We start from the raw sequence: 20,888 nt of genomic DNA, 5'->3' as shown, positions 1-20,888 counted from the left end.
GGACCGGCCGCGGCGCGACCGCGGGTCGAACGGGCCGGTCCCCCCAGCGTAGTGGTCAGTGCGTGGGTGCCTTGCGCAGTGTGACGGCCGCGATGACCGCCGCGACGACGACGAGGCCCGCGCCGATGAGCGAGGTCACGGTGACGCCGGAGCCGAACGCGTCGGCCGCTGCCTGCCACAGGGCGTCGCCGAGCGCGGCCGGGAGCTCGTGGGCGGCGGTGTACGCGCCGGCCAGCGTCTCCTGCGCAGCGCGGGCCACCTCGGCCGGAAGCCCCTCGGGCAGCACCAGCGCGCCGCGGTAGAACGCGGTGATGATGCCGCCCAGGATCGCGGTCCCCAGCACGGCACCGAGCTCGTACGCCGTCTCGGACACCGCGCTCGCGGCACCGGCCTTCGCCGCGGGGGCGCTGGAGAGGATGAGCTCGTTCGAGATGGTCTCGGCCGCGCCGATGCCGATGCCGAGGACGACGAAGGCGAGGATGAGCGGTGCCACGCCGTGCTCGTGCGTCGTGAAGGCGACGATGAGGTACCCCGCGACGGAGAACACCAGCGCCGCCGGGATGAGCACGTGCGGCGGCACCCGCCGCGAGATCGGCACCACCGTGAGTCCGGCGACGATCATCGCCGCCATCCCCGGCACGAGCGCGAGGCCCGCGACCATCGGCGAGAGCCCCAGCACGAGCTGCAGGTGCTGCGAGACGAAGTACAGGAACCCGACGAGGGCCACGACGCTGAGCAGGTTCACCAGGATCGCCCCCGAGAACGACCCGCGGCGGAACAGGGCCATGTCGAGCATCGGGGTGTCGGCACGGAGCTGACGGCGCACGAACAACGTCCCCATCACGAGGCCGAGCAGCGCCCATCCCCCGGCGTACAGCGACGGGCCGTCGACCGCGAAGGACTTGATGGCGTAGACGACCGGGATCATCGCGGCCATCGAGAGCACGATGCTGAGCGGGTCGATGCGGCCGGGATTCGGGTCACGGCTCTCCGGCACGAGCAGCGGCGCGGCGATGAGCAGCGGGATGAGGACGGGGACGGCGATGAGGAACACCGAGCCCCACGCGAAGTGCTCGAGGAGGAAGCCGCCGACGATGGGGCCGAGCGCGGATCCGGCGGAGAACGCAGACGCCCAGACCGCGATGGCCATGCGGCGCTGGTCGCGGTTCTGGAAGATCGACCGCAGCAGCGAGAGAGTCGAGGGCATGAGCATGGCGCCGAAGAAGCCGAGCAGGGCGCGCGCCGCGATGAGAAGGCCCGCGGTCGGCGCGAAGGCGGCCAGAGCGGAGACCACGGCGAACCCCGTGGCTCCGATGAGGAGCAGGCGGCGGCGCCCGAAGCGGTCGCCCAGCGTCCCCATGGTCACCAGGAGTCCGGCGAGCACGAGCGGATAGACGTCGATGATCCACAGCTGCTCGGCCCCGCTCGGCGCGAGCGAGATCGAGATCTCGGGCAGCGCGAAGCTCAGCACCGTGTTGTCCACCGACACCAGCAGCACCGGGAGCATGAGGACGACGAGCGCCGCCCACCCCCGAGCCCCGACGCGGGGAGCTTCCGTCTCTGTCGTCGGGATCGACGCAGTACGGGTCATGGAACACCTTTCCTTCCTGTGGACCGCTCGTTACTAAACCGTCCGGCTGGTATAGTAACAGATGCAGCCCTCCCGATCCCGCTCAGAGGATGACCGATGCCCCGCCCTCCCCTCGCCCGTGAGAAGGTCCTCGACGCCTTCGAGGCGATCCTCATCGACGACGGCGAACGCGCCGCGACGCTCGAGGCCACGGCGAAGGCCGCCGGCGTGTCGAAGGGCGGCCTGCTCTACCACTTCCGCTCCAAGGACGACCTGGAGACCGGGCTCCTGGAGCGCCTGGACCACCTGACCACCCTCGACCTGGAGCGCATGCGCGCCGCCGAGGAGGGCCCCGTCGCGTACTACGTGCGGACCTCGGTGATGGAGGACGACGCCCTCGATCGGGCGCTCATCGCCACGACCCGGCTGGCCCAGGGCGGCTCGACCGCCGCGTCCGACATGCTCCGGGATACCCGGCGTCGCTGGGCGGAGACGATCCGTCCGCACGTCCGCGACACCGCCAGCCTCGACCTCGTGATGCTCGTGAGCGACGGCCTCTACTTCAACAACTCGCTCGACGTGCACGGGCCGGAGCGCCTGGTCCCGCGCAGCGACGAGCTCGCCGATCTCATCGCCCTCGTGCTGCGCGCCACCGCCTGACGCCGGACAAGGCTGCGGGTACGGAGAAGGGCGGGAGCCTCGCGCTCCCGCCCTTCTCCCCCGCTCTGCGGTGTCAGACCTCGGTGATCTCGATCTGACGGAAGAGGTCGGCGTCGATGGCACCGCGCACGTCGTCCAGCAGCTCCTCGGACACGGGCGAGTCGAGCGTCAGCACGCTGAGCGCCTGATCGCCCGCCGCGAGCCGCGAGATCTGCATGCCGGCGATGTTGATCCCGGCCTCGCCGAACTTCTGCCCGTAGACGGCGACGATGCCGGGACGGTCGGTGTAGAGCATCACGACGTGGTGCTTCTCGATCGGCAGCTCCAGGGCGTGGTCGTTGATGCCGACGAGCTTCTCGGCCTGCTTCGGTCCGGTCAGCGTGCCCGACACCGAGAGCTGCGTTCCGTCGGACAGCGCCCCCGTGAGGGTGATGACGTTCCGGTACTCCTCGCTCACGTCGTCCTTGAGCAGGCGCACCGCGATGCCGCGCTGCTCCGCCAGGAGGGGCGCGTTCACGTACGACACGGTCTCGCTCACGATGTTCGTGAAGACACCCTTGAGGGCGGCGAGCTTGAGCACGCTCACGTCGTAGTCGTTGAGCTCGCCGTGCACCTCGACGTCGAGGCTCGTGAGCGGCGACGTGGCCAGTGCGGCGAAGATCTGACCGAGCTTCTCCACGAGCGAGATGCCGGGACGCACGTACGGGTCGATGACGCCGCCCGCGACGTTGACCGCATCCGGGACGAGGTCACCGCCGAGCGCGAGCCGCACCGAGCGCGCGACCGAGACGCCGGCCTTCTCCTGTGCCTCTTCCGTGCTCGCACCGAGGTGCGGCGTGACGACGACGTTCGGGAGGTCGAGCAGGGCACGGGCGCTGCCTCCCTCGGCCGGGGGCTCGGAAGTGAAGACGTCCAGACCCGCACCGGCGATCTCACCGGCGACGAGAGCTTCGTGCAGCGCCTCCTCGTCGATGAGCCCGCCGCGGGCGACGTTCACGACGAAGGCGGTCGGCTTCATGGCGGCGAACTGCTCGGCGCCGATCATGCCCGTCGTCTCCGGGGTCTTGGGCATGTGGATCGTGAGGAAGTCGGCTTCGGCGACGAGCTCGTCCAGCGAGAGGAGCTGCACGCCGAGCTGCTGGGCGCGCGCCGAGGTGACGTAGGGGTCGTACGCGACGACGCGCATGTCGAAGGCGGCCAGGCGAGCGGCGACGAGGGCGCCGATCCGGCCGAGTCCGACGATGCCGACGGTCTTCTCGAAGAGCTCGGCACCGGTGAAGGAGCTGCGCTTCCACTGGCCGGCGGAGAGCGAGGCGTGCGCGGCCGGGATCCGGCGGGCGAGGCTGAGGATGTGGCCGACCGTCAGCTCGGCGGCGGAGACGATGTTCGACGTCGGGGCGTTGACGACCATGACGCCGGCCGCGGTCGCAGCCTTGATGTCGACGTTGTCGAGGCCGACACCGGCCCGCGCGACGACCTTGAGCTTCGGCGCGTGCGACAGCGCCTCCTCGTCGATGCGGGTCGCGGAGCGGATGAGCACCGCGTCCGACTCCGCGAGGGCGGCGAAGAGCGCCTCGCGATCGGTGCCGTCGACGTGGCGGACGTCGAAGTCGGGGCCGAGCGCCTCGATCGTGGCGGGAGAGAGTACTTCGGCGATGAGCACGACAGGCTTCGGCACAGTGGATCCTTCGGGGCAGCGCGACAGGCGGGAGGGGCCGATGCGCCGCACACCGTCGGGGGCGCGATCGCGACAACTCTACCGGAGCCCCGGGGGCGCTCCGTGCCGTGTGACGGCGCGACGGATCCGGCTCAGGCGCTGGGCAGCGTCAGACTCAGCGCGAGCAGGCTCATCCAGAACACCGCGACGATGCCGAGTCCGGCGAGGAAGGTCAGGGCGAGCTCCCCCACACGACGGCGTCGGCCGATGGCGAAGGCGAACCCGAACACGATCACGGGGAACACCACGCCGAACAGCAGCGTCGCCCATCCGGCGCCGGTGAGGCCGGTCTGGGCCATGGTGATGAGGTGCGCGACCGCGTTCCACACCGCATACGCGTAGAAGAGCCCGGCGAGGGCGATGACGGTCCACACGAGCCAGCGCGGCGAACCGGTCGCCACGGCGGACGGTGCCTTCGGAGCGGTCATGAGCCGATCACCCCCACGGTCACGAACGGCCACGGCACGAGCAGCACGACGCCGGCCAGGAGCACGGCGGCGCGGATCCAGGAGGCCCGGCCCCGCGTCAGCACCCACGTCGCGAGGAACCAGAGCGCGGGGGCGGCGATCGCCAGCACGAACCAGGGCAGGAACATGAAATCCGCGACGAGGAACGAGGCGAGCGGCTGCAGGCGGAGACCGCCGGCGATCCACCCCACGGTGTAGAGCAGATAGACGCCCCCGACGACGCCGACGAGGACCAGCATCGCATTGCTGAGACCGGAGGGCGCTGCGGTCTCCTCGTCCACCGACGCGGGTGCGGACGCCGAGGGTGCGACGGCCTCGGCCGGCATCGGTTCCGGAGCAGGCGTGGAACGCCGTGCGGCGTCCCGGGGGCGCTGCTCCGCGCTGTCGTCGCCGTCCCAGCTCAGGGCGTCGTCCGAATCGGATGTCATCTCTCCAGAGTAGGACACCCCGACCACTAGGCTCGGGGATGCCTCGGCGGGGTCGCCGGGGACTTTCGGGGGAAAGGACAACCATGGCCGAGAACGAGCCCACGTCGTCTGCTGCGCCGCGTCGTTCCACGGCCGGCGCCACGACCGGCGAACCGCCCGCGGGCTGGACGCCGAGCCCGGAGGCCAAGGCCTCCGCGACGCGCTTCCGCATCATCGCCGCGGTCCTCTGGGCGCTCGTGATCGCGGGCGAGGCCGTCGGCATCTTCTGGCTCCTGCGCCAGCGCGAGTTCGTCGACGAGGGCGGCGCGCTGCTCCGCGATCCGGACACCGGCCTCCTGGAAGAGCAGGGAGCGACGGCGCAGTTCCCCCAGTGGGCGTTCGTCGCCCTGCTCGTCCTGCTGGTCGTGATCGCGGCGCTGTCGATCATCGGCTCGATCCTGTGGAAGAAGGCCAACACTCTCGACCCCGCGCGCCGCGCCGACAAGACGCGGTTCTTCATCCAGAACCAGCTCGGCGCGATCATCGCGGTCGTGGCCTTCCTCCCCCTGGTCATCCTCATCTTCCTGAACAAGGACATGGACAAGGGGCAGAAGGCGACCGCCGGCATCGTCGGCATCGTCCTGGCCGTCCTCGCCGCGATCGTCGGGACGAGCTTCGCCCCGCCGTCCGTCGAGCAGTACACCGCGGATCAGTCGGCCGTGATCCAGCTCCTCGGGGCCGATGAGGTCGTGTGGGTCGACGGCGGCAAGGTCTATCACGTCTGCGACGAGGTGCCCGCGATCCAGACCGGCAGCGAGATCCGCACCGGCACCACCTCCGAGGCCATCGAGGCGGGGAAGATCCGGCTCACCCTGCAGTTCGCGTCCGAGCTGCGCACCTGCGGCCTGGCGGTACCCGAGAACGCCGACGAGATCACCGAGGCCCTCCGCGCGATCCAGGCCGGCCAGGTCGACACGCCTCTCCCCGCTCCTGTCTGGGCCGACCCGACGGATGCCCCGACCCAGATCGAGGACGCCCCGGCCGACGAAGGCTGACGTCAGGAGGCGCTCAGGGCCTCGACGAGACGGTCCTCCGCCGAGGCGAGGTGGGCATGCAGCACCGCGGCCGCGCGCTCCGCGTCGCCGGCGGCGACGGCCTCGAGCATCTCGGCGTGCTGGGCGGCGATGAGGTCGGCATCCAGGAGACGCCGACCCTGCACCTGCGCCATGCACAGCCGCACCTCGTCCAGCACGCTCCGGTACATGCGGCTGGTCCGCTCGCTGCCCAGGGCGTCGATGAGCGCCATGTGGAAACGGAGGTCGGGATCGACCGTCGCGGGATCGGGGCCAGGTGCCATCGCCTGCAGCTCGGCGTTCGCCGCCACGGCGGCCGCCGGCACGGCGGCGCTCTCCGCCAGCTCGCGTAGTGCCGCGCTCTCCAGCCGGATCCGCGTGCGGTAGACGTCGCGGACGGTCTCCGCCTCGATGCCGACCACGCGCGCCGTGCGATGCGCCGTCCGCACGAGCAGCCCGCTGGCCACGAGCTGCTCGATGGCCGCTTTGGCGCTGGGACGGGCGACGCCGTAGGTCTGGGAGACGGCCGCCTCGGTCAGAGGCTCCCCCGAGCGGATCTCGCCGGAGAGGATCCGGCTGCGCAGCTGTCCGGTCACGGCGTCGACCACGCCGACCACGCCGAGGGGGCGCTCCGCGATCGAGGTCATGCGGAACAGTCTAGTGAGGCGTCCGTCGTTCAGTACACTTGTCTGACAATCTTCGAGCGGAGCAGAGGAGCACCGTGCCCACCACCCTCGACCACCCCCTCGATCCCGCACTGCTGGGGCCCGAGACGCAGGTCCACGCCCGATCCATCGACCGCTTCGCCCGCGCCCACGACGCCTCGCATTACCTGCTCGTCCCGGACGCGGTGCTGTCCCCCGCGGACGCCGAGGGCGTCGCCCGCGCGTTCTCGGCGGTCCGGGCGGCCGGACGCACGCTCACGTTCCGCTCCGGCGGCACCAGCCTCTCCGGACAGGGCATCAGCGGCGATATCCTCGTCGACACGCGCAGCCACTTCCGCGACATCCACATCGAGGACGACGGCGCCGCGGTCAGGGTCGGCCCCGGGGCCACCGTCCGGCAGGTGAACACGCGGCTGGCCCGGTATCGCCGCAAGCTCGGGCCGGATCCGGCCAGCGAGATCGCCTGCACGATCGGCGGCGTCGTCGCGAACAACTCCAGCGGCATGGCCTGCGGCATCACGGAGAACTCGTACCAGACGATCACGTCGATGGTCGTCGTACTGCCCAGCGGCACCGTCCTGGACACCGGACGCGCGGACGCCGCGGACGTGCTCCGCGCCGCGGAACCCGCCCTGTTCGCCGGACTGTCGTCGCTCCGGGAGCGTCTGCTCGCCTCGCCCGGGAACGTCGCCTTCCTGCGGCAGCAGTTCTCGATGAAGAACACGATGGGCTACGGCCTGAACGCCCTGCTCGACTTCGACGACCCGGTGCGGATCCTGGAGCACCTCCTCATCGGATCGGAAGGGACCCTCGGCTTCGTCGCGGAGGCCCGTTTCCGCACCATCGAGGTGCGCCCCGCGATCGCCACCGGTCTGCTCGTCTTCGAGACGCTGTCGGCGGCGATGACCGCGCTCCCCGCTCTCACGGAGCTCGGACTCGCGACGATCGAGCTCCTGGACGCCGCCTCACTGCGCGTCGCCCAGGGCCTGAGCGACGTCCCCGCCGCGATCTCCGAGATCGACGTCCAGGGCCACGCCGCCCTCCTGGTCGAGGTGCACGCCGTGGATGACGACGCCCTCGCCGTCGCGAGCGCATCAGCGCAGGCGCACTTCGATGCCCTCCCCCTCGCCGTCGCCCCACGCCTGACGACCGATGCCGCCGAGCGCGCCGCACTGTGGCACGTCCGCAAGGGCCTCTACACCGCTGTCGCCGGGGCGCGGCCGTCCGGGACGACCGCGCTCCTCGAAGACATCGTCGTCCCCGTCCCCCGGCTGCTGGCCACCTGCGAGCGACTGATCGAGCTGTTCGCGGAGCACGGCTACGAGGGCTCCGTGATCTTCGGGCACGCGAAGGACGGCAACGTCCACTTCCTGCTGAACGAGCGCTTCGACGACCCCGAGAGCGTGGCGCGGTACCGCCGCTTCACGGACGACCTCGTCGAGCTCGTCCTCGCACAGGAGGGATCCCTCAAGGCCGAGCACGGTACCGGACGCATCATGGCGCCGTTCGTGCGGCGTCAGTACGGCGACGAGCTCACCGACATGATGTGGGAGATCAAGCGGCTGTTCGATCCGGACGGGATCCTCAACCCCGGCGTCGTGCTGTCCGACGACCCGGACTCGTACCTCCGGGATCTCAAGCGCGTGCCCACGGTGGAGCGCGAGGTGGACCGCTGCGTGGAGTGCGGCTACTGCGAGCCGACCTGCCCGAGCAAGAGCATCACGCTCACCCCGCGGCAGCGCATCGTGCTGCGCCGGGACATGGCCTGGGCCGAGGAGCAGGGCGACACGGCGCTGCTGCGGGACCTGCGCGCGGACTACGACTACGACGGCGTGCAGACCTGCGCGGTCGACGGCATGTGCGGCGTCGCGTGTCCGGTGGACATCAACACCGGCGACCTCGTCCGCCGCCTCCGGGCCGAGCAGGAGAACGCGGTGGAGGGTGCGGCCTGGGGGACGGCGGCGAAGCACTGGAGCACCGTCACTCGCGCCGGCGGCGTCGCCCTCACGGTCGCCGATGCTCTCCCCGTCCCGCTCGTGCGCGGCGCGACGCGGGTCGGACGGGCGGTGCTCGGCGCCGATACCGTCCCCCTCTACGACGGGGGTCTCCCCCGCGGCGGCACCGCGCCGCCTCGACCGGTCTCGCCTCCCGACGCCCAGGCCGTCTTCTTCGGCGCCTGCATCGGCACGATGTTCGGTCCGGAGGACGAGGGTCCCGGCTCCCGCGACGCCCTGCGCGCCCTGCTCGACCGCGCCGGGATCCCCGTCGTGGTCCCGGAGGAGAACGGCGGGCTCTGCTGCGGGACACCGTGGAAGTCCAAGGGGCACCTCGACGGCTATCGCCTCATGTCCGACCGGGTGCTGGCCTCGCTCTGGGACGCCAGCCGCCACGGGGAGCTCCCGGTCGTCTGCGACGCGGCCTCCTGCACCGAGGGCCTCGACGTCATGCTCACCCAGGCCGTCGCCGCCCATCCGGAGTACGCCGGTCTGCGCATCGAGGACGCCACCACGTTCGTCGCGCGGGAGGTGCTGCCGCGCCTCTCCGTCGATGCGAAGCTCCCCTCGATCGCCGTGCACCCGACCTGTTCGACGACCGCGCTCGGCGCGACCGGGGCGCTGACAGCGATCGCCGCCGCCGTCGCTGACGAGGTCTTCGTGCCCGACGGCTGGGGCTGCTGCGCGTTCGCCGGTGACCGCGGCATGCTGCACCCCGAGCTCACCGCGAGCGCGACAGCCCAGGAATCGGCCGAAGTCTCCGCGGCCGATACGGCCCGCGGCGGCTTCGACGCCTTCGTGTCGGCCAACCGCACGTGCGAGATCGGCATGACCCGCGCCACCGGCCGCCCGTACCGCCACGTGATCGAGGTTCTCGAGGAGCGCACGCGCCCCTAGCTCAGCGACGAAGGGCCCCCGTCGGATCCGACGGGGGCCCTTCTGCGGAGCCTGTGTCAGGCGCCGTGCGCGGTGAGCACGGCGACCGGAGCCTCGCGGAGACCGGCCGGGATCACGATGCGGGTCGAACCGCCGTCTGCGGACACCTCCGCCGGGGTCCCGTCGGCCCACGACAGCGCAGCGGCCGTGAGCTCGGACGGCAGCTCGAACTCGCCGTCCGCCGGGTCGAGCGCATGCACGTGCACCGCGTCGGTGGACGTGGTGTAGCGGCGAGGAGCCCCCGTGCGCTCCCCCATCCGCGTCCAGGGCCGCGTGCCGTAGATCGCCGCACCGTTCACGGCCAGCCAGCTGCCGAGCTCCTGCATCGCCTTCCGCTGCAGCGCCGGAATGGATCCGTCCGCCGCGGGGCCGACGTTGATGAGCAGGTTGCCGTTCTTCGCGACGACGTCGACGAGGAGCCGGATCAGGGCCGCCCCGGACAGCGAGTGGCGCTCGTCCTCCGCCTGGTTGAACCCGAACGAGTAGCCGAGCCCGCGGGTCGACTCCCACGGCTCGGGGATGATGTCCGGGATGTCCGTGTATTCGCGGGTGAGGAACCCGTGGTACGGCACACCCCAGCGGTCGTTGACCACACCGTCCGGGACGGCGTCGAAGTACCGCTGCAGGAGTGCGGCCACGGCGTACTCCTCCGTGCCCTTGCCGCCGTCCGGCCACTCGATGTCGTTCCAGAGCACGTCGGGCGCGAACCGCTCCACGAGCTCCTCGAGCTGCGCGGCGGCGTAGCGGGAGAAGTGGGCGTCGTTGCGACGGAACCGGAACAGGTCGGTGTCCGACTCGATCGGCGGGAAGTCGCTGACGTGCCAGTCGAGCGCTCCGGAGTAGTACACGCCGAACTTGGCTCCCGCCCGCCGCGTGGCGTCGTGGAACTCGGAGATGAGGTCACGGCGAGGGCCGCGCGCGACGGCGTTGAATCCGGTCGTGGCGGTGTCCCACAGACAGAACCCCTCGTGGTGCTTGGTCGTGGGCACGACATAGCGCGCTCCGGCCGCGACGAGTTCACCGACGAAGGCCTCGGCATCGAAGGCGTCGGCGTCCCACTGGTCGGCGAGGTCCTCGTACGAGGTCCCAGGACCGTAGGTGCGCTGGTGGCGCTCCCACGTCGGGCTGCCCGGGATGCGCACCGTGTTGCCGTACCACTCCGCGTACTGGTGCCACGCATAGGCATCCTCGGTGGGGATGTTCACGCCCTCCCCGTGCTGCACGGCCCACGCCGGCACGGAGTACAGCCCCCAGTGCACGAAGAAGCCGAGCTTGGCGTCGCGGTACCAGTCCGGCACGCCGTTCGCGGGGTAGACCGGGGACGCCGCACCGAAGTCGGGGCCGGTGCGCTTCTCGAAGTTCATCATGATGCCGTGTCCTCCTCGTCGGCCCCGCGGCGCACGACCACCGCGGTCAGATCGGGGTCGCCTGTCGTGTCGAACGGGAACACCCCGGGGCGCAGGCGATGGTGTCCGAGGCGGAGCAGGTCCTGGTCCACCCCGCCCGGGGTGAGCGCCAGCGTCCATCCCGCTGCCAGCTCGTACAGCTCCGGCTCCAGGTAGCCGATCTTCACGACCACGATGTCGGCCGTCGTCGGCTCGAGCCCCAGCATCCGGAAGTCGGAGAGGTGGTGGAAGGGCTTGCGGCGCTCGGTCACGATGGCGTGCAGCCCGCCGACCGCGAGCACCACCTGGGTGCCGGCGTCCGGGTCGCCGTCGGTGACGGAGAACACCGTTCCGGTGATCTCGACCGGTCCGTGGGGCCCGGAATCGACCGCGGCTCCGGCTGACAGCGTGACCGTCGCACCGACGCCCGCCTCCACGGCTTCGGCGACGGCCCGCGGATCGAAGATCGAGGCGACCAGCGTCGTGTGCGTGCCGTCGGTGAGCTCGGGTCGCTGCAGCAGGTGGGCGAGGGACCAGGTCACATCGCCCGCTCCCCCGGCCGTCGGGTTGTCCCCGGAGTCGGAGATCACGTACGGACGCGGGGCACCGAGGGCCAGCGCCTCCTCCAGCGCGTCGTCGAGGCTTCCCGTCTTCGCGACGAAGACGAAGTCCTCCCGTGCCTCCCAGAACATCCGGGCCACGCGCTCCGCCTCACGGGCGATGACCTCCCTGTCGTCCCCGGTGACCACGACGTACGCCTGGCAGCGCGGCTCGTCGGCCCATGCGTAGCCGATCCACACCGACGCGTCCACGACGCCCGGCAGCGCCTCGATCTCGGGGAGCTCGGCATAGATGCTCCGCGCGGGTTCCAACCGCGTGCTGGTCTTCTCCCCCGGCAGCAGCACGGGTACGGGCACCCAGGCGGTGAAGGGCCGCCGCGCCTGCACGTCGCCGCCGTGCGGTCCACGGAGACGGTCGAGCAGGTTCCACACCGCCCGCTCCTTCGTGTTCAGCCAGTCCTCATGCGGCGCCATCCGGTAGCAGGTGAGCAGATCCACCGCGTCGCGCAGAGTCTCCGAGACGTTGCCGTGCAGGTCCATCGATGTGGAGACGAGGGTGTCCGGGCCCAGGGCGTCCCGCACCGCGAGAGCGAGGTCGCCCTCGGCATCGTCCATCCCGACGACGCTCATCGCGCCGTGGATGTCGAAGAAGAATCCGTCGAACGGCCCCTGCGTGCGGATCCCCTCGACGATCGCGTCCTTCATCCGGCGGTAGGTGTCCGGGTCCACGGCACCGCCGGGCAGCGAACGGCCGTGCGTGAGCGGGACCCACTCCGCGGCCTCGGCGAGCTCGCGTCCGGCGTCGAGGAACGGGTAGTACGCCCGCAGTGCATCGCCGGTGCGGATCGTGAAGGCCTCGTCCCCGGAGATATGCGGGGAGAAGGTGCTCGACTCGATGGAGATGCCGCCGATGCCGATCCGGGGCCGCGCGAGCCCGCCCTCGGCGAGCGGCGGCAGCGGACCCATCCAGATCTCGTGGGCTTCCGGGCGTGCGGTCACGGTGGTGTTCTCCTCTGCGGTCGCAGTCGTGGTCAGGAAACGGGGGCGAGGGCGCGTCGTGCGCTCTCGATGGCGCCGAGCGCGACGGCGTCGGCTCCGAGGACGGCGGGGACGACGCGCAGCGCGATGCCCGACACCGGGGCATCGGTACCGAGCGTCCGCTCGATCGACGGCTCCAGGAGGTCCCAGGCGGCCGTGACCCCGCCGCCGACGATGGCGATCGGCAGGTCGAGGAGCGTCGCGGCACTGGCGCAGGCGAGAGCGAGCGCCCGTCCGGCGGCGTCGAACACGGCGCGGGCGTCGGCGTCGCCGGCCCGTGCGGCCTCCGCGACCTCCCTGGCATCGTTCACCGGACGACCGGTGCGCTCCTCGAACCGCCGGGCGATCGACGTCCCGGACGCCAGGGTCTCCAGGTGACCGGTCTGCCCGCAGGTGCAGACGAGGTCGCTGTAACCGGGCGTGTGCCCGATCTCGCCGGCCGCGCCGTGGGGGCCGTGGTGCAGCTCCCCGCCGATGACCAGCGCGCCGCCGACGCCCGTGCCGAGCATCACACCGAGCACATCGGGAACGCTCGGACCCGCCGCGGCGGCTTCTCCGAGGAGGAAGGCGTTCACGTCGTTCTCCACCCGCACCGGGACGCCGACGCGCTGCGCCAGCTCCGGGCCGAGCGGAAAGCCCGCCCAGTCTGCGAACAGGGCGGATGCGGCACGGATGGTGCCGCTCTCATGGTCGATGACGCCTGCGGCACCCACCCCCACCGCAGCGACGGCGACACCGGCCTCGGCCGCCAGCCGCGCGACGAGGCCGGCCGCGGCGTCCGCCATCGCCGAGCCGCCGACGCTCGCGGGCGCCGGGACGCTTCCGCGTGCGAGGACGTCTCCGAAGGCGTCCACGACGAGGGCCGCGATCTTCGTGCCCCCGATGTCCACCCCCGCCAGAGCGAAGTCGGACCCGGGGCCCGTGGTCGTTCGTCGAGGGTCGTCCGTCTGCTGCCCGACCGCGTTCATCGTCCGCCCAGTCCGGCCATCGCGATGCCCTTGACCAGGTGCTTCTGCAGCACGATCACGAGCAGGGTGGTCGGAATCATCGAGATGATGGCGGCGGCCATCTGCAGGTCCCACCGGGTGCCGGTGAGACCGGCGAAGCTCGCCAGACCGACCGGCAGCGTGCCGTGCGCGTTGTAGTCGACCGTGACGATGAGGGGCCAGAGGTAGCTGTTCCAGAAGGACAGGAACGTGAAGACCGCGAGTACCGCGACCGCGGACTTCGACAGCGGCAGGATGATCTGCAGGAAGGACCGGACAGGGCCGGCGCCGTCGACACGGGCCGCCTCCTCCAGCTCGTAGGGGATGCCGCGGAAGAACTGCCGCATCAGGAACGTGCCGAAGGCGCCGAACGCGAAGGGCAGGATGAGCGCTTGATAGGTGTCGACCCAGTTGAACCACTGCATGACCTGGAACATGGGGATGACGAGCACCTCGGCGGGCACCATCAGCGTGGCCAGGAAGAGGACGAAGACCGCGTCGCGGCCCTTCCAGCGCAGGCGCCCGAACGCGTATCCGGCGGTCGTGGACACCACGAGCACGACCAGGGTGCCGCCGATCGCCACGATGAACGAGTTCATGATGTACGTGAGGAACGGTCCGTAGGCGAAGACGTCGACGAAGTTGCTCCAGCGGAGCTCGGAGCCCACGAGCGTCGGCGGCATCGAGAACATCTCGGAGTTCGGCTTGAGGGCCGAGAAGAACGCGTAGACGAGCGGCGCGATGAAGATGAGCGCCGCGACGTAGATGGTGACGTGCGCGAGGATCAGCCGGGCGCGCGCGCCCGGCGTGGTCGCCGCACCACGCGCCTTCTCCCGCTCGCGCTGACGCCGCGGGGCGGTGCCGGTGGGCCGGACGAGGGTCTCAGTGCTCATAGTGCACCCACTTCTTCTGTGCGGCGAACTGGATGCCCGTGATCGCGATGATGATCGCGAACAGGATCCACGCGGCGGCGGCGGCGAGTCCGAGATCGCCGAAGGTGAAGCCCTGCTCCCAGATGTACATCACGAGGGGCTTGGTGGCGTTGCCGGGGCCGCCTCCGGTGAGCATCTGCGGCTGGACGAAGACCTGGAGCGAGGTGATCATCGTCATGATCGTCGCGAAGAAGATCGACGGGGAGATCATCGGGATGATGATGCTCCACACACGCCGGATGCCCTGTGCGCCATCGATACTGGCCGCTTCCAGGACGCTCTCCGGGAGCTGCTCGAGGGCGGCGGAGAAGATCAGCATGTTGTAGCCGAGTCCCTGCCAGACGCTCATCACGACGACCATGATCATCGCCCAGTTGGGGTCGGCGAGGAAGTTCGGCAGCTCGATGCCGAACCAGGTGACCGAGAGGCCGTTGAAGAGCCCCTGGGGCTGCAGCATCATCTTCCACACCAGGACGTTCGCGACCATCGGGGTCACGACGGGGATGAAGAAGAGGACGCGCAGGGCACCGCGGCCGCGGATGCGGGGGCCGAGGCCGAGGGCGAGCACGAGCGAGAGAGCGACGCTCAACGGCACGTACAGCAGCGTGTACACCGCCGAGTTGCGCAGCGCGGGCCAGAAGTCCGGGCTGCTGGTGAACAGCTTGACGTAGTTGTCCACCCCGTTGAAGGTGCGTTCGCCGAAGGTCGGCCAGTCGAAGACGCTCATCACGATCGAGAGCCCCACGGGCACGATCGTGAACAGGGCGAGGCCCACCAGGGCTGGGCTTGCGAAACCCAGCGCCTGGCGGCCCTCGACCTTGGCGAGCGATCCTCGACGTCTCGTCGTGATCGTCATCTCGTTGTCTTTCTCTGTTACTGCTGTGCGGGCCGGATCCGGCTCACTCGCCGAACTGCGCCTGGGCGTTCGACAGCAGCTCCTCCATCGTCATCTGGCCGTTGTAGACGCTGACGAGGTTGGGCTGGATGTAGCTGTCGAGCTTCTGCCAGTTCTTGGTCATGTACAGCGGCACCGTGTCGCCGAACGCGGCCTCGAACACCGACTGGACCTGGTCGCGGTACTGCTCGTCGATCGACTCGAAGTACAGCGGCTGCGACGAGATGCGGGCCGGGTAGGAGCGGCCGGACGACGCGATGTAGTCCTGCGCGTCCTCGCCGACGAGGGAGCCGAGCACCTTCAGCGCGGCCTCCGGGTTCTTGCAGTTCTCGGCGATGCCGTAGCCGGAACCGAGGATGGGACCGGGGTTGCCGTCCACGCCCGCGGGCAGCGGCACCATGCCGGCGGCGAAGCCGGACTCGTTGTTGAGGTAGCTGACGGCGTTCCAGGTGCCGTCGACGGCCATGGCCGCGTTGCCACCCGTGTACTGGTTCTCGCCCCAGCCGGTGTCGGAGGCGGAGGCGACCGGAGCCGCGACCTTCTTCTCCGTGACCAGGCCGGCGTACCAGGACGCGGCGTCGACGAAGTCCTCGTCGTCGATGTGCAGCGTGCCGTCCTCGGAGGCGGGCTGCGTGGCGGAGTACGCGATCGGCATCGACATCCACTGGTAGCCGCCCATGCCCATGCCGAAGCCGTACTTGCCGTCCTTCGTGGCGTCGGCGGCGATCGTGTCGAAGTCGTCGAACGTCCAGCCGATCTCCGGCGTGGCGGCACCGGCGGCGCTGAGCATGTCCTGGTTGTAGTAGACGAGCATCGTGGCGACGTCGAACGGCACGCCGTAGACCTTGCCCTCGAAGCTGAGGATGCCGTCGGCGCTCGGGTTGAACTCCGACCAGTCGATGCCCGCGGTCTTGAGATCCTCGTCGCTGAGCTCGCGGAAGCCGGCCGTGTAGCCGCCGAGCTGCGCGCCGCTCATGCCGGTGATGCACGCCATGTTGCCGCTGGCCATGTTGGTCGTGAGCTTGGTGAAGAAGTCACTCCACGGCGACGTCTGCAGCTTGATCTTGATGTCCGGGTTCTGCTTCTGCGCGAACTCGATCTGCGCCTCCAGCGCATCGACGTCCGACTCGCTGCCGGCCCACATGTCCACCACGATGGTGTCGCCGTCGGCCGAGCCCCCGGATCCCCCGCTGCTCGCACAGCCGGTCATCGCCACGGCCACGCCCGCGACAGCGGCGACAGCCCCCACACGCAACTTCTTCATTGAATGCCTCCTGAGAAGGGATAGGTTATTTCGACGCTCGAACTAACCAATTAGGATTTCGTATGAAGTTACGCTGTCATAGTTCGCAAGGTGCCGCAAGCTGAACATCCGATGTTTATAGGGTGGTGATACTTCGTCACTCGCCTGAAACACGCGGCACCCCCGCTACGCTGACGATGCCTCGAGACGAAGGGCCTTCATGACGAACCCCGCCGACACCACCGTCGACGACCCGCACACGCGGCGCATCCTCGACTTCGTCGCCCGCGGACAGGCGCGCTCCCGCTCCGAACTCGCCTCCGCCCTCGGCGTGGCCGCGTCGACCGTCGGCCTGCGCGTACAGGCGCTCCTCGATGCCGGCGTGCTGGAGGAGGCGGGGGCCGGCACCTCCCGCGGCGGACGACGGCCGCGCGTGCTGCGGATCGCCGGCGACGGCATCGTGCTGTCCGCCGATCTCGGCGGACGCCATGCCCGCATCGGACGGCACGACCTCAGCGGCGGCCTGCTCCACTCGGAGACCATCGCGATCGACGTCGCGGACGGCCCGGAAGCGACGCTGGAGAGAGTGTCGGAGGTCTTCGAGCGCCTGCTCGCCGAGACACGGGTCCACGCGATCGGCGTGAGCCTGCCCGGCCCCGTCGACGTCGCGACCGGCTCCGTGGATCAGCCCTCGCGGATGCCGGGGTGGCCCGGATTCCGCGTCGGCGAGCACCTCGCGGAGCGCCACGGCGTCCCCGTCGTCGTCGACAACGACGCCAACCTCGCCGCGCTCGGCGAGCACCGTCGCCAGCTCGGGCACACCCAGCACAGCATCACCGTCAAGGCGGGCACCGCGATCGGCAGCGGGATCATCGTGGACGGGCACATCCATCGGGGAGCGACCGCCGCAGCCGGCGACATCACGCATACGCGGATCGACGGCAGCGGCGACATCCCCTGCTCCTGCGGCAACACCGGCTGCCTGGAGACCGTGGCCAGCGGCGCGAGCCTCGTCCGCCAGATGCGCGAGCGCGGCAACACCGAGGTCCGCACCACGGCCGACGTCCTCACGCTGGCGCGGGACGCGGACCCCCTCGCCACGACCCTCGTCCGCACCGCGGGGACCCACCTGGGTCAGGCACTGTCCGGCGTCGTGAACTTCTTCAACCCGCACGCCCTGTTCCTCACCGGGAGCATGAGCGCCTCCGAGCCGTTCATCGCCGCGGTGCGCAGCCGGGTCTACGAGGCCTGCCACCCGCTCGCGACCCAGCGCCTGCGGATCGAGGCCGCGGCCACCGGCGCGGACGCGATCCTGCACGGCGCCGCCCGCCTCGCGCTCGAGGGCATGGACATCCCGGTGGCGACGGCCTGAGCCGCCGCCACCGTCAGCCTCACTCCCCCGTGAGGCGCAGTTCGATGACCGGCATCAGCACGTCGGGACGCCGTACCGGAAGATGCACCGTGAGCGTCCCCTCGGCCTCGCCCGCCGGCGTCATCAGGTCGGCCTGCTGGTCCGGGTCGCTGACGCTCGTACGCAGCCAGGAGCCGTCGTTCAGCAGCCGCGCATACGAGACCTTGCCCGCAAGACCGGGCAGATGCACGAAGCCCAGCGGCCAGCTGAACAGGCTCAGGTAGAGCCGGTCGCCGCGGAGCGTGTACACGCCCTCACGGGGCGGCGTGAACGGCGCGTGACCGGCCCCGATCACGGCGCGGTCGTGCAGGCGCATCCACTCCCCGATCTCGGCGAGGGTCTCCGCATCCCGGGGCGCGATCGCCCCACGCCCGTCCGGGCCGATGTTCAGGAGCATGTTGCCGCCCATCGACACCGAGTCGACGAGCATCTGCGCGAGCAGCACCGGCGACTTCTGGTCGGTGTTGTCCCGGTGGTACCCCCAGGAGCCGTTGAGCGTCTGGCATGCCTCCCACACGAGGGGCACGCCGTCGCGGACGATGGGAGCCGTCGGCTGATACTGCTCGGGCGTCACGAAGTCCGCGGGGATGCCGAGCCGGTCGTTGACGAGCATCTCCGGCTGCAGCTCCCGACACAGCGCGAGCAGCGCCTCGGCGTCCCAGTCCTGCGGCCCCTTCCCCTCCCAGCCGTCCTTGGACTCCGGGTAGGTGAAGTCGAAGAACAGGTAGTCGATGTCGCCGTACCCGGTGAGCAGCTCGCGGACCTGACCGTGCAGGTACTCGCGGTAGCGGGCCATGTCGCGCCCCTCGTTCAGGGCGTGCGCGTTCTCGTCGTCGCGTCGCGGGTGGTTCCAGTCCACCGTGAAGTCGGGGTGATGCCAGTCGATGACCGAGTGGTAGAGGCCGACCCGGATCCCCTCGGCACGGAGGGCGTCGACGTACTCGCGCACCAGGTCGCGCCCGACCGCCGCGACGGAGGTGAAGTCGGTCAGCTTCGAGTCCCAGAGGCAGAAGCCGTCGTGGTGCTTCGTCGTGAGCACGACGTAGCCCATCCCCGTCTCCTTGGCGGTCTTCGCCAGGGCCGCGGCATCGAAGAGGTCGGGATCGAAGTTGTCGAAGTACGGGCGGTACTCCTCGTCGGTGAGGCGTTCGTAGTTCTGCACCCACTCGTGCCGCGCGGCCCCGCTGTAGAGGCCGAAGTGGACGAACATGCCGAAGCGGGCGTCATCAAACCATTCCTGTCGCATGCGTCCATCCTGGCACAGACATCGGATGTCTGCGCCGCGGAATGCCGTACGGAACGCCGAACGGGCGCCCCCGGAGGGACGCCCGTTCGTTCGCGAGTCGAATCAGCGCGCGGCGCTACCGTCGACGTAGTCCTCGTCCTGCTGCTTCCAGGCGAAGAGCGAACGCAGCTCCTTGCCGGTCGCCTCGATCGGGTGCTGCTCCTCCTTGGCGCGGAGGGCGAGGAATTCCTCGGCCCCGTTGTCCTGGTCCTCGATGAAGCGCTTCGCGAACGCGCCGGACTGGATGTCGGACAGGACGCCCTTCATGCTCTCCTTGACGCGCTCGTCGATCACGCGCGGGCCGGACACGTAGTCACCGAACTCGGCGGTGTCGGAGATCGACCAGCGCTGCTTGGCGATGCCGCCCTCCCACATGAGGTCGACGATGAGCTTGAGCTCGTGCAGCACCTCGAAGTAGGCGATCTGCGGCTGGTAGCCCGCCTCGACGAGGGTCTCGAAGCCCGCCTGGACGAGGTGGCTCATGCCGCCGCAGAGCACGGCCTGCTCGCCGAACAGGTCGGTCTCGGTCTCCTCGGTGAAGGTCGTCTTGATGACGCCGGCACGGGTGCCGCCGATGGCCTTCGCGTACGACAGCGCGAGGTCCCAGGCCTGGCCGGAGGCGTCACGCTCGACGGCGATGATGTCGGGGATGCCGCGGCCGGCGACGAACTCGCGACGCACGGTGTGGCCGGGAGCCTTCGGCGCGACGAGGATCACGTCGACGCCCTCGGGCGCGTCGATGTAGCCGAAGCGGATGTTGAAGCCGTGCGCGAAGGCCAGGGTCTTGCCCGCCGTCAGGTTCGGGGCGATGGACTCGCTGTAGATCGTGCGCTGGTGCTGGTCCGGCGCGAGGATCATGATGACGTCGGCCCACTCGGTCGCCTCGGCGACGGTCTTCACGGGGAAGCCGGCCTCCTCGGCCTTCGCGGCGGACTTCGAGCCCTCCTTGAGGGCGATCGCGACCTCGACACCCGAGTCGCGCAGGTTCTGGGCGTGGGCGTGGCCCTGCGAGCCGTAGCCGACGATCGCGACCTTCTTGCCCTGGATCAGGGACAGGTCGGCGTCGTCGTCGTAGAAGATCTCGGTGCTCACTGGTTTCTCTCCTTGGTTGTGGTTGTGCGGGACGCGCGGTCCCAGAGTCTGTCGAAGGGTCAGCCGCGCAGGACGCGCTCGGTGATGCTCTTGCCGCCGCGGCCGATCGCGAGGAGGCCGGACTGGGCGATCTCCTTGATGCCGAAGGGCTCCAGAGCGCGCAGCAGCGCCTCGACCTTGCCCTTGTCGCCGGTGACCTCGATGACGAGGGCGTCGGCGGCGTAGTCGACGACCGACGCGCGGAAGAGGTTGACGACCTCGATCACGTTCGAGCGGCTGGCGTTGTCCGTGCGCACCTTCACGAGCATGTGCTCGCGCTGCACGGACGACGCCGGGTCGAGCTCGACGATCTTGATGACGTTGATCAGCTTGTTGAGCTGCTTGGTCACCTGCTCGAGCGGCAGTTCCTCCACATCGACGACGACCGTGATGCGGGAGATCCCCGGCACCTCGGTCACGCCGACGGCGAGGGAGTCGATGTTGAAGCCGCGGCGCGCGAACAGGCCGGCGACGCGGGTCAGAAGGCCGGGGGTGTTCTCCACCAGCAGGCTCAGGACGTGGGTCGACATGGC

General features: G+C 70.3%; 18 protein-coding genes. 4 read left to right on the top strand and 14 right to left on the bottom strand.

The window, feature by feature from the left end:
* Positions 1–55: 55 nt before the first annotated feature.
* On the bottom strand, positions 56–1,591 hold the full coding sequence (locus tag MICNX66_RS07310) for an MFS transporter (protein ID WP_187663934.1): 1,536 nt from the start codon (positions 1,589–1,591) through the stop codon (positions 56–58).
* A gap of 96 nt (positions 1,592–1,687) precedes the next feature.
* On the opposite strand from MICNX66_RS07310, the gene MICNX66_RS07305 reads away from it, so the two are divergent.
* Complete coding sequence (locus MICNX66_RS07305; protein ID WP_187663933.1) at positions 1,688–2,230, top strand: TetR/AcrR family transcriptional regulator; 543 nt, start codon at positions 1,688–1,690, stop codon at positions 2,228–2,230.
* 73 nt (positions 2,231–2,303) lie between these two features.
* On the opposite strand, the gene serA is transcribed toward MICNX66_RS07305, so the two are convergent.
* The 3 genes from serA to MICNX66_RS07290 all read right to left on the bottom strand — a co-directional run bounded on the left by serA (position 2,304) and on the right by MICNX66_RS07290 (position 4,842).
* The gene (serA, locus tag MICNX66_RS07300; protein WP_187663932.1) at positions 2,304–3,908 is read right to left on the bottom strand and encodes a phosphoglycerate dehydrogenase; all 1,605 of its coding nucleotides are present in this window, start codon (positions 3,906–3,908) and stop codon (positions 2,304–2,306) included.
* A 131-nt stretch (positions 3,909–4,039) separates the two neighbouring features.
* Complete coding sequence (locus MICNX66_RS07295; RefSeq protein ID WP_187663931.1) at positions 4,040–4,375, bottom strand: hypothetical protein; 336 nt, start codon at positions 4,373–4,375, stop codon at positions 4,040–4,042.
* Positions 4,372–4,842 (bottom strand): hypothetical protein, encoded by a 471-nt coding sequence (locus MICNX66_RS07290; protein WP_187663930.1) that lies wholly within the window; start codon positions 4,840–4,842, stop codon positions 4,372–4,374. Before MICNX66_RS07290 ends, MICNX66_RS07295 begins: the two co-directional genes overlap by 4 nt.
* An 83-nt stretch (positions 4,843–4,925) precedes the next feature.
* Here MICNX66_RS07290 and MICNX66_RS07285 point away from each other — a divergent pair, with 83 nt between their 5' ends.
* Entirely contained in the window at positions 4,926–5,876 is a 951-nt protein-coding gene (locus MICNX66_RS07285) for a hypothetical protein (RefSeq protein WP_187663929.1), read from the top strand.
* A 2-nt stretch (positions 5,877–5,878) separates the two neighbouring features.
* Here the strand turns inward: MICNX66_RS07285 and MICNX66_RS07280 are convergent, their stop codons facing one another.
* Entirely contained in the window at positions 5,879–6,541 is a 663-nt protein-coding gene (locus MICNX66_RS07280) for a GntR family transcriptional regulator (RefSeq protein ID WP_187663928.1), read from the bottom strand.
* Between the two features lie 74 nt (positions 6,542–6,615).
* Here MICNX66_RS07280 and MICNX66_RS07275 point away from each other — a divergent pair, with 74 nt between their 5' ends.
* On the top strand, positions 6,616–9,450 hold the full coding sequence (locus MICNX66_RS07275; protein WP_187663927.1) for an FAD-binding and (Fe-S)-binding domain-containing protein: 2,835 nt from the start codon (positions 6,616–6,618) through the stop codon (positions 9,448–9,450).
* A gap of 56 nt (positions 9,451–9,506) precedes the next feature.
* Here the strand turns inward: MICNX66_RS07275 and MICNX66_RS07270 are convergent, their stop codons facing one another.
* From MICNX66_RS07270 to MICNX66_RS07245, 6 genes are all read right to left on the bottom strand, one after another.
* Positions 9,507–10,856, bottom strand: a complete 1,350-nt coding sequence (locus tag MICNX66_RS07270) for an alpha-L-fucosidase (RefSeq protein WP_187663926.1) — start codon at positions 10,854–10,856, stop codon at positions 9,507–9,509.
* Positions 10,853–12,400, bottom strand: a complete 1,548-nt coding sequence (locus tag MICNX66_RS07265; RefSeq protein WP_332107628.1) for a M81 family metallopeptidase — start codon at positions 12,398–12,400, stop codon at positions 10,853–10,855. Before MICNX66_RS07265 ends, MICNX66_RS07270 begins: the two co-directional genes overlap by 4 nt.
* A 65-nt stretch (positions 12,401–12,465) precedes the next feature.
* On the bottom strand, positions 12,466–13,440 hold the full coding sequence (locus MICNX66_RS07260; protein WP_187663924.1) for an ROK family protein: 975 nt from the start codon (positions 13,438–13,440) through the stop codon (positions 12,466–12,468).
* A complete protein-coding gene (locus MICNX66_RS07255) occupies positions 13,437–14,351 on the bottom strand; it encodes a carbohydrate ABC transporter permease (RefSeq protein ID WP_060920974.1) in 915 nt (304 codons plus the stop codon). The genes MICNX66_RS07260 and MICNX66_RS07255 overlap by 4 nt, the downstream gene beginning before the upstream one ends.
* Positions 14,341–15,246, bottom strand: coding sequence for a carbohydrate ABC transporter permease (locus MICNX66_RS07250; protein WP_060920975.1), 906 nt, complete (start codon positions 15,244–15,246; stop codon positions 14,341–14,343). Before MICNX66_RS07250 ends, MICNX66_RS07255 begins: the two co-directional genes overlap by 11 nt.
* A gap of 43 nt (positions 15,247–15,289) precedes the next feature.
* Complete coding sequence (locus MICNX66_RS07245) at positions 15,290–16,549, bottom strand: ABC transporter substrate-binding protein (protein ID WP_060920976.1); 1,260 nt, start codon at positions 16,547–16,549, stop codon at positions 15,290–15,292.
* 199 nt (positions 16,550–16,748) lie between these two features.
* On the opposite strand from MICNX66_RS07245, the gene MICNX66_RS07240 reads away from it, so the two are divergent.
* Entirely contained in the window at positions 16,749–17,900 is a 1,152-nt protein-coding gene (locus tag MICNX66_RS07240; protein WP_187663923.1) for an ROK family transcriptional regulator, read from the top strand.
* A gap of 19 nt (positions 17,901–17,919) precedes the next feature.
* On the opposite strand, the gene MICNX66_RS07235 is transcribed toward MICNX66_RS07240, so the two are convergent.
* The 3 genes from MICNX66_RS07235 to ilvN all read right to left on the bottom strand — a co-directional run bounded on the left by MICNX66_RS07235 (position 17,920) and on the right by ilvN (position 20,885).
* On the bottom strand, positions 17,920–19,185 hold the full coding sequence (locus MICNX66_RS07235) for an alpha-L-fucosidase (RefSeq protein WP_187663922.1): 1,266 nt from the start codon (positions 19,183–19,185) through the stop codon (positions 17,920–17,922).
* A 102-nt stretch (positions 19,186–19,287) separates the two neighbouring features.
* Positions 19,288–20,316, bottom strand: a complete 1,029-nt coding sequence (gene ilvC, locus MICNX66_RS07230) for a ketol-acid reductoisomerase (protein WP_025103269.1) — start codon at positions 20,314–20,316, stop codon at positions 19,288–19,290.
* Positions 20,317–20,375: 59 nt separating this feature from the next.
* The gene (gene ilvN, locus MICNX66_RS07225) at positions 20,376–20,885 is read right to left on the bottom strand and encodes an acetolactate synthase small subunit (protein ID WP_025103268.1); all 510 of its coding nucleotides are present in this window, start codon (positions 20,883–20,885) and stop codon (positions 20,376–20,378) included.
* Positions 20,886–20,888: the final 3 nt, after the last annotated feature.

Origin of the sequence: Microbacterium sp. Nx66 (assembly GCF_904066215.1) — a bacterium.
GTDB lineage: Bacteria > Actinomycetota > Actinomycetes > Actinomycetales > Microbacteriaceae > Microbacterium > Microbacterium meiriae.
The sequence above is the reverse complement of the archived record's forward strand: the minus strand, read 5'-3'. Positions and strand labels throughout refer to the sequence as shown.

What these genes read in the sequence shown, in the direction of transcription:
- MICNX66_RS07310 (WP_187663934.1), bottom strand. Translation starts at nt 1,591, where the DNA reads ATGACCCGTACTGCGTCGATCCCGACGACAGAGACGGAAGCTCCCCGC.
- MICNX66_RS07305 (WP_187663933.1), top strand. Translation starts at nt 1,688, where the DNA reads ATGCCCCGCCCTCCCCTCGCCCGTGAGAAGGTCCTCGACGCCTTCGAG.
- MICNX66_RS07295 (WP_187663931.1), bottom strand. Translation starts at nt 4,375, where the DNA reads ATGACCGCTCCGAAGGCACCGTCCGCCGTGGCGACCGGTTCGCCGCGC.
- MICNX66_RS07290 (WP_187663930.1), bottom strand. Translation starts at nt 4,842, where the DNA reads ATGACATCCGATTCGGACGACGCCCTGAGCTGGGACGGCGACGACAGC.
- MICNX66_RS07285 (WP_187663929.1), top strand. Translation starts at nt 4,926, where the DNA reads ATGGCCGAGAACGAGCCCACGTCGTCTGCTGCGCCGCGTCGTTCCACG.
- MICNX66_RS07280 (WP_187663928.1), bottom strand. Translation starts at nt 6,541, where the DNA reads ATGACCTCGATCGCGGAGCGCCCCCTCGGCGTGGTCGGCGTGGTCGAC.
- MICNX66_RS07270 (WP_187663926.1), bottom strand. Translation starts at nt 10,856, where the DNA reads ATGATGAACTTCGAGAAGCGCACCGGCCCCGACTTCGGTGCGGCGTCC.
- MICNX66_RS07265 (WP_332107628.1), bottom strand. Translation starts at nt 12,400, where the DNA reads ATGGGTCCGCTGCCGCCGCTCGCCGAGGGCGGGCTCGCGCGGCCCCGG.
- MICNX66_RS07260 (WP_187663924.1), bottom strand. Translation starts at nt 13,440, where the DNA reads ATGAACGCGGTCGGGCAGCAGACGGACGACCCTCGACGAACGACCACG.
- MICNX66_RS07255 (WP_060920974.1), bottom strand. Translation starts at nt 14,351, where the DNA reads ATGAGCACTGAGACCCTCGTCCGGCCCACCGGCACCGCCCCGCGGCGT.
- MICNX66_RS07250 (WP_060920975.1), bottom strand. Translation starts at nt 15,246, where the DNA reads ATGACGATCACGACGAGACGTCGAGGATCGCTCGCCAAGGTCGAGGGC.
- MICNX66_RS07245 (WP_060920976.1), bottom strand. Translation starts at nt 16,549, where the DNA reads ATGAAGAAGTTGCGTGTGGGGGCTGTCGCCGCTGTCGCGGGCGTGGCC.
- MICNX66_RS07240 (WP_187663923.1), top strand. Translation starts at nt 16,749, where the DNA reads ATGACGAACCCCGCCGACACCACCGTCGACGACCCGCACACGCGGCGC.
- MICNX66_RS07235 (WP_187663922.1), bottom strand. Translation starts at nt 19,185, where the DNA reads ATGCGACAGGAATGGTTTGATGACGCCCGCTTCGGCATGTTCGTCCAC.
- ilvN (WP_025103268.1), bottom strand. Translation starts at nt 20,885, where the DNA reads ATGTCGACCCACGTCCTGAGCCTGCTGGTGGAGAACACCCCCGGCCTT.